This is a genomic window from Candidatus Phytoplasma pini, from assembly GCF_007821455.1.
Classification (GTDB): Bacteria; Bacillota_I; Bacilli_A; order Acholeplasmatales; family Acholeplasmataceae; genus Phytoplasma; species Phytoplasma pini.
Map to the genome: position 1 here is coordinate 1 of NZ_VIAE01000015.1, position 7,962 is coordinate 7,962.

Sequence of the window (7,962 nt, forward strand, 5' to 3'; positions counted from 1 at the left end):
CGATTTAAAAAAGTTAAACCAAGTTGTTTATTCAGACAACTTGGTCTTTTATTAAAAAGATGTTAATAATAAATATTTTTTAAATAAACAATTTTAAAAAAGATAAATAATTAACAAACAAGAAATACAGTTATGATTATTATAAAATACATGATTTTTGAAAACAAAAATATAAAATTCATCATGAAATAAAAAAATCAATTCATATTATAATTGATCTTTTTTTATTTTAATCTCCAAATTTTAATTTTATTAGAAAATCCTAGAATAATAAAACCAAAAAGAATGAAAAAACTTAAACAAAATAAATAATTATCTTTCGGTCTAGGATAAGAATAAATTTCATTCCAAGTGTTATTAATTATTTTTTTACAATCTTCATTATATTTATAAATACGATCTTTTTCTACTATTTTTAATTTTAATTTAGATTTTTCATGAGGATTAGGTTGTAATTTAAAAGGAGAATCATAACCAATAAATTGGGTATTTTGTCTAATTATTTGTTCATTTTTGAATAAAAAATGAATAAAATCATAAGCCCCTTCTTTATTACTGTTCTTAGGGATTATTAAACTATCAATCCAAATATTAGTGCCTTGTTCTTCAGAATTATTACAATCAGTAAAATCATAATATTCTAGATTTTCATTTTCTTCCATTAAATATCTAGCATCGCCAGAATATGATAAAGCTATATCATAACGTTCTTCATTTTTTTTACGCATATTATCTAAAATTTGATTTGTAATAAAAGAAAGATTGTAATTCACTTGTTTTAAATTTATTAACCATTTTTTAGCTTTTTCAATATCGTTCTGAGTGTTTCCGCTAATATCGCCTTCGATAGCTTTTAATCCTACAAAAATACCTTCAAAAGCATTATTATATAAGGCGATTTTATATTCAGGATTTTCTAAATAACGTTTCCATTTATTCTTAATTTCTTCTTTAGTTATTTTTGTTTTATTATATAAAAGACCTAATTTACCCCAAAAATAAGGAATTATATAATCTTGAAAATTTTCATCTATTTTTTTTATTATCGCTTTAAAATTTTCATCAAAATTCTCTTTAGAAACTATTTTAGGGATTTTATCTTGATCAATTTTTTCTAAATATTCATCTTGTTTTAATTCTTCAATAGCATATTCGCTTAAAATAGCTATATCGTATTGATTACCAGATTTAATTTTATTTATCGCTAATTCATTAGAAATAAAAAAACTTTGTTTAATTACAAATTTTTGAGATTGTCTATTATATTCGTTAATAATTTCAGGATCAATATATTCTCCCCAATTAAATAACAAAATTACTTGTTTATCTTGTTTGTGTAATGATTTCAAATTTATTGTTAGATTTAATGCTAAAATAAAAAAAAGTAAAAATAAAATTATAAATAATATTTTTTTTGTCATATTTGTCATAATTGAATTCAATATATTTTTTTTCTTAATTTATAAAAATCAAATAATATTTTTAATAAAAAAAATAAAATTAAAATAGAAGATAAAGCATTAATTGTTGGATTTACAGTTCCTTTTAAGCTATAAATATAAGCAGAAATATTTTGATAATCAGAACCTCCTACAAAATAAGAAATAATAAAATCATCAAAAGATAAACCAAAAGAAATACAAGAACTAGCGATGATAACTCCTTTTAGTTGAGGTAAAATAACTTTTCTTAAAGTTTGAAAGGGTGTTGCACCTAAATCTGAAGCAGAATGTAATAAATCTATATCTAAAGAAGAACATTTATTATAAACAGAAATTAAAACATAAGGAATACTAAAAGAAATATGAGCCAATAACATTCTCAAAAAACTATTTTTTAAACTGATAAAATTGAAAAAAACAAATAAAGCTAAGGCATTTATAATTTCGGGAATAACCATAGATAATTGATTAGCGTTTAAAACCAATTTACGCCATTTTTTATTATAATACATTAAAGAAATAGCTGATAAAGTACCTAAAAAAACAGAACAAAAAGTAGATAAAAAAGCTATATGTAAAGTTACTATAATAGAAGATTTAATAGATTGATCAGTTAAAATTCGACTATACCATTTGAATCCAAACTTATTAAAATGAACTAAAGAAGAGATTCTACCTTCGCTTTCATTAAAAGAAAACACAACTAATGATATAATGGGTAAATATAAGAAAATAATAACACTTAATAAAAAAAAATATTTATTTTTTTTTTTATTTTTTAACATAAATATCGTTTATTCCTTTATGTTTATTATTTTTACATAAAGCTAAAATCAAAAACATCAATAAAGTTAAATTAACAGCAATAGCGCAAGCACTTTTGAGATCTCCGTTTAAAAACGTTTTATTTTCTATTAATTCACTAATAAAAATAACTGAAGTTGGCCCTAAATATTTCGGAACTATGATGTTCGTAATAATTTGCAATAAAACAATAGAAACACCTGTCATTAATCCAGGAAAAGTCAAGGGCAAAATAATTTTAGAAAAAATTTGTTTTTCGTTAGCTCCTAAATCTTTTGCGGCATCAATTAAATTTTGATCTATCTTAACAATACTAATATAAATCGATGAAAACATATAAGGCAAAAACAAATAAATAAAACCAATAAACATTGCGAAGTTACCTTCTAATAAAGGTATCTTTAAAAAATGTTCAATTAAAGAAAAAATTTGTACTAAAGCCTCTATTTTCAAAATCATATTAATCCAAATAGTACCATTAATAAACAAAACTAAATTAGATTGAGCTAAAAAATTTAATTTTGAAATCTGATAAGCTAAGGGATAAGTAATGATTACAATAAAAAAAGTAGATATAATAGCAATACTAGCAGATCTTAATAAAACATAAAGAAAAGAATAATTTTTATAAAAATTACAATAATATTCCAAAGTAAAAATTATTTTGAAAAAAGATTTATCATTGTATTCTTGTACAGAATCTAAAATAAGAACAAAAATAGGTATTAAAACTAAAAAAACTAAAATCAAAAAATAAGGAAATATTAAATATTTATAAAATTCATTCGATTTTGTTTTATTTCTATTAAAAAACATTTCATTACCATACTTCCATAATATGTAAATCTTCAGGTTTAAAGTAAATTCCTACTTCCTTATCGATTTGAATAAAATCAGTAGTATGAATAATATATTTACGATATTCAGTTATAACAATAACTTCCCAATGAACTCCTTTAAAAGAAATAGAAAAAACATGACCTTTTAATAAACCATATTCACATTCTACAATATCAATATCTTCTGGCCGAATAACAATATCTACTTTTTGATTTGGTTTAAAACCATAATCAACACAAGTAAATTGTTTTTTATCAAAATTAACTAAAAAATCTTTTTTCATGATGCCTGAAATTAAATTAGATTCACCAATAAATTGAGCTACAAATTTATTTGCGGGTTCGTTATAAATATCTTCGGGATTACCTATTTGTTGGATTTCTCCATTATTAATAACAACAATTTTGTCACTCATCGTTAATGCTTCTTCTTGATTATGAGTTACAAAAATAAAAGTAATTCCAGAATTTTTTTGGATTTCTTTTAGTTCATATTGCATTTCTTGTCTCATTTTTAAATCTAAAGCAGCTAAAGGTTCATCTAATAATAAAACTTTTGGTTCATTAATTAAAGCTCTTGCGATCGCTACTCTTTGTTGCTGTCCGCCTGATAATTGTTTAATTTCTCTTTCTTCAAAACCTTTTAGGCCAACTAATTTCAGATAATGTAATACTTTATTTTTAATAATTTTTTCTTTTTCTTCAAAAGAAACTAAACTTTTTTTTAACTCTAATAATTTATTTTGATATTTTAATTTTATTTTTTTTATTTTTTCTTGCAATTCTTTTTTATTTTTTTTTAATTCATAACATTGATAACTATTTAAAAAGAAAAAACTAAACAAATATACTAGCCAACAAAGTCGAGAACAAAAAATTTCTTTTATTTTAATTCGATAAATTTTTTTTAAATCTTTAATTTCTTTTTTTTTTTGTTTTATTAAAACATGAATTTTCTTTATCACTTCTGAATTTAAATCTTTAATTCTCATGCCAAAAGCTATATTTTCAAAAACATTTAAATGTGGAAATAAAGCATATGTTTGAAAAACTGTATTAATCAATCTTTTATGAATAGGCATATTAAGAATATTTTCATTATCGAACAAAAGTATTCCATCACTAGGATCAATAAAACCACCAATGATTTTTAAAATTGTAGTTTTACCACAACCAGAAGGCCCTAATAAAGTTACAAATTCATTTTTTTTTATTTTTAGATTAATATCGTTTAAAATTATTTGATTATTAATTACCTTAGTAATATTTTTTAATTCTATTAAATTAGTCATTTTCAGTAACCTTTTCGATTTTTAATTAATTAAATAATTATTTAATAGTTTGTTTTTTTGTTTCTTAGTTATCATAAGCTGATAAAATTGCTAAAAAAGCTTTTTTCGGCAATGAAATATTACCTAAAGTTTTCATTTTCTTTTTCCCTTTTTTTTGTTTATCAAGTAATTTCTTTTTACGACTAACATCTCCGCCATAAATATTTGCAAGCACATTTTTTCTCATAGATTTAATTGTTTCTCTAGCAATAATTTTTTTACCTAATGCAGCTTGGATAACTATTTCAAACATTTTACGAGGTATTAAGTCTTTTAATTTTTGACAAATAATTTTTGCTTTTTGATAAACATTATCTTCATGAGAAATAAAAGATAAAGCATCTACTATTTCAGAATTTAACAAAATATCTACTTTTTTTAATTTACTTGGATAATAACTATCTATTTGATAATCAAAAGTAGCATAACCTTTAGTCGCTGATTTTAATTTATTAAAATAATTATAAACAATTTCAGATAAGGGTAATAAATATCTTAAAACAACTCTTTTTTGTTCTAAATATTGAATATCTTGTAATTGTCCCCTCTTATTTTGAGAAACTTCCATAATCATTCCTATATATTCTTCAGGAGATGTAATAACAGCTTGAACGTATAATTCTTCTACTTTTTTAATAGAATGATGGATCGGCCATTTGTTAATATTATCAATAATAATTTTTCGATCAGGGTTTTGAAGATAAACATGAAAAATAACAGAAGGAGCTGTTACAATAATTTCAATATCAAATTCTCTTGTAATTCTTTCTTTAGTAATTTCCATATGTAAAAGACCTAAAAAACCGATACGAAAACCAGTCCCTAAAATATTAGAATTTTCTTTTTCATATTCTAAAGAAGAATCATTTAATTTTAATTTCTCTAAAGCTTCTTTTAAATGATTAAATTTACTAGTATCAGTGGGATAAAAACCACAAAAAACTACAGATTTAACTTTTTGATAACCTGGTAAAGGCTGAACTATTTGATAATAATGATTTAAAGTAATAGTTTCTCCTACTCTAACATCATCAATGTTTTTAATAAAAGCACTTAAATATCCTACATCGCCAGCAGCTAAAAAATCTTTAGGAATGGGTTTTGGATTAAAAACACCCACTTCCATCACTTCATAAACTGCTTTGCTAGATAAAAAACGAATTTTATCACCTTTTTTTAAAATACCGTTAAATATTCTAATAGAAGGAATAATTCCTTTATAAGTGTCAAAAAAAGAATCAAATACTAAAGCTTTCAAAGGAGAATTTAAATCACCTTGTGGTTCAGGAATGCGTTCAACAATAGCTTCTAAAATTTCTGCAACTCCTAAACCTGTTTTTCCACTAGCTTCAAGAATGGTGCTTTGGTCTTGAAGATTTAATAATTTTTGAATTTCTTGTTTGTTTTTTTGAATATCTTGAACGCTTGCTCGATCTAATTTATTTAAAATCGGAATAATAGTGAGATTATTTTCTAAAGCCAAAAAAACATTCGATAATGTTTGTGCTTGAATTCCTTGTGTTGCATCAACAAGCATTAAAGCACCTTCGCAAGCAGCTAAAGAACGGGATACTTCGTAACTAAAATCAACATGTCCTGGAGTATCAATCAAATGCATAATATACTCTTCTTTTTTTTGATTTTTATAAAAAATTTCAACAGAATTTAATTTAATCGTAATCCCTTTTTCTCTTTCTAATTCCATCGAATCTAAAAATTGATTTTTCATAAATCTTTTATCGATAGTATTAGTCATTTCTAAAATACGGTCAGCTAAAGTAGATTTCCCATGATCTATGTGTGCAATAATGGAAAAATTACGTATTTTCTTTTTTCTTTTTTCTATTTTTTCTAAGTTCAAGTTCATTATTAAACCTTTTTGATTAATTATTATTTGATATAGATAATTTTTGTAATCATTTTAAAAATAAAAACAAAAAATATTATATCTTTTTTTTATCGAAAAAAATTTGAGATTTTTTTTCTTTTATTGTTTGAAATAAAGATAAATAATTATTATATCGAATATGCGAAATTATTTTTTTTTGCAAAGCTTCTTTAACTTGACAATTGTTTTCGTGAATATGTAAACAACTATAACCAAAAAAACACTTATCAGAAAATTGTAAAAAATCTAAATAAAAATCTTTTATTTTTTCGGCTGGAATATTATATACATCTAATTTTGAAAAACCTGGGGTATCAGCTATATAACCTCCATAAAAAAAATATAATTTAGAATTTTTAGTAGTGTGTTTTCCTCGATTTAAAGATTTAGAAATTTTCTGAACTTTTAAATTTAAAGAAGTTAAATTATTAAGTAAAGTTGATTTCCCAACTCCTGTTTGTCCTGCTAAAATAGTTATTTTATCACGAAAAAGAGAAGAAATCAAGTTTAAGCTTTTTTTAACTTTAATATTGATATAAAAAGTAGAATAAAATTGTTGATAATAAGATATATTTTGCCGAAAAAAATTCATTTGAGATTCTGTAACTAAATCAATCTTAGTGAAAATTAAAACAATCTTTAATCGATATTGTTGTAAAATTAATAAAAATTTATCTAAAAGTTTAAAATTCAATGCTGGTTGAACTAAAGAAAAAATTAAAAATACTTGATTAATATTAGTGATATTAGGTCTTTTTAATGTATTAAAACGTTGTTCGATACTATCGATAATGTACGTATCATTCTTTTTTTCGTAGAAAACTATATCTCCGATTTTAATTTTGGAATAATCTGAGAAATCACCTTTTTTTTTGAAAAGAAAAGAAAAAGAATTTTTAATTTTCCCTTTTGCTTGAGCACAAATTTTTTCTTTAGTTTCGAAATCAACAATAATATATTTTTTAACTAAAAATTCTATAACAATGCCTTTGTGCAAATATATCTGGACCTACCTTCATATATAAGGAATAATTTTATCTAAATAAAATTTAAATAAATTTTGTTCTAAAATTGTCTATTTTCAAAATAAAAACATTTTTTTATCTAACATTAATTTGATATTTTTCTTTGATTTTATTTTCTATTTGTGTCATAATTTCTTTGATTTCTTTATTTTCCAAGTTTCTTTTTGTGTTGCTAAAAATTAATCTAAAAGATAAAGAATATTGCTGTGAATTTATTTTATCATCTTGATATAAATCGACTAATTCATATTTAACTAAAAAAGGGAACTTATTTGTTTGAAAAAAATTCCAAAATTCTTGAAAATTATATTTTTTTGCAACCCAAAAACTTAAATCTCTAGTAATAAACGGGAAACGACTAATTTCCTGAAAAATATTTTGTTTATGTCTTTGATTTAAAATTTTTTGTAAACTTATTTCTAAAATAAAACTTTTTTGTAAATGAAATTCGCGACATAAAGAAGGATTTATTTCTCCAATAAAACCTATTCTTTCTTTTTCGAAATAAATATGAGCTTGTTTGCTTGGATGAAGATTATGATAATATGTATCTTGAATCAAATCAAATGTAACATTTAAAAAAAATTGAATCTTATAAAACGATTGTTCCTAAATTAAACACAAAAACAGAAA

Annotated in this window: 7 protein-coding genes; all 7 read right to left on the reverse strand. The window is 22.5% G+C overall.

What is annotated here, in order from left to right; translation table 11 throughout:
* Nucleotides 1–224 precede the first annotated feature (224 nt).
* The 7 genes from MDPP_RS02065 to MDPP_RS02095 all read right to left on the reverse strand — a co-directional run bounded on the left by MDPP_RS02065 (nt 225) and on the right by MDPP_RS02095 (nt 7,890).
* Nucleotides 225–1,430 (reverse strand): extracellular solute-binding protein, encoded by a 1,206-nt coding sequence (locus MDPP_RS02065; protein ID WP_246058885.1) that lies wholly within the window; start codon nt 1,428–1,430, stop codon nt 225–227.
* A gap of 8 nt (nt 1,431–1,438) precedes the next feature.
* Nucleotides 1,439–2,227 carry an ABC transporter permease gene (locus tag MDPP_RS02070; RefSeq protein WP_144658567.1) on the reverse strand — a complete coding sequence of 263 codons (789 nt, stop codon included), beginning with the start codon at nt 2,225–2,227 and terminating at the stop codon, nt 1,439–1,441.
* A complete protein-coding gene (locus tag MDPP_RS02075) occupies nt 2,214–3,062 on the reverse strand; it encodes an ABC transporter permease (RefSeq protein ID WP_144658568.1) in 849 nt (282 codons plus the stop codon). Before MDPP_RS02075 ends, MDPP_RS02070 begins: the two co-directional genes overlap by 14 nt.
* 4 nt (nt 3,063–3,066) lie before the next feature.
* Complete coding sequence (locus MDPP_RS02080) at nt 3,067–4,377, reverse strand: ABC transporter ATP-binding protein (RefSeq protein WP_144658569.1); 1,311 nt, start codon at nt 4,375–4,377, stop codon at nt 3,067–3,069.
* A gap of 64 nt (nt 4,378–4,441) precedes the next feature.
* Nucleotides 4,442–6,277: a translation elongation factor 4 gene (gene lepA, locus MDPP_RS02085; RefSeq protein ID WP_144658573.1), complete on the reverse strand. Its 1,836-nt coding sequence runs from the start codon at nt 6,275–6,277 to the stop codon at nt 4,442–4,444.
* An 82-nt stretch (nt 6,278–6,359) separates the two neighbouring features.
* Complete coding sequence (gene rsgA, locus MDPP_RS02090) at nt 6,360–7,301, reverse strand: ribosome small subunit-dependent GTPase A (protein WP_144658570.1); 942 nt, start codon at nt 7,299–7,301, stop codon at nt 6,360–6,362.
* Between the two features lie 103 nt (nt 7,302–7,404).
* The gene (locus MDPP_RS02095) at nt 7,405–7,890 is read right to left on the reverse strand and encodes a phenylalanine--tRNA ligase subunit beta-related protein (RefSeq protein WP_186390737.1); all 486 of its coding nucleotides are present in this window, start codon (nt 7,888–7,890) and stop codon (nt 7,405–7,407) included.
* Nucleotides 7,891–7,962 lie beyond the last annotated feature (72 nt).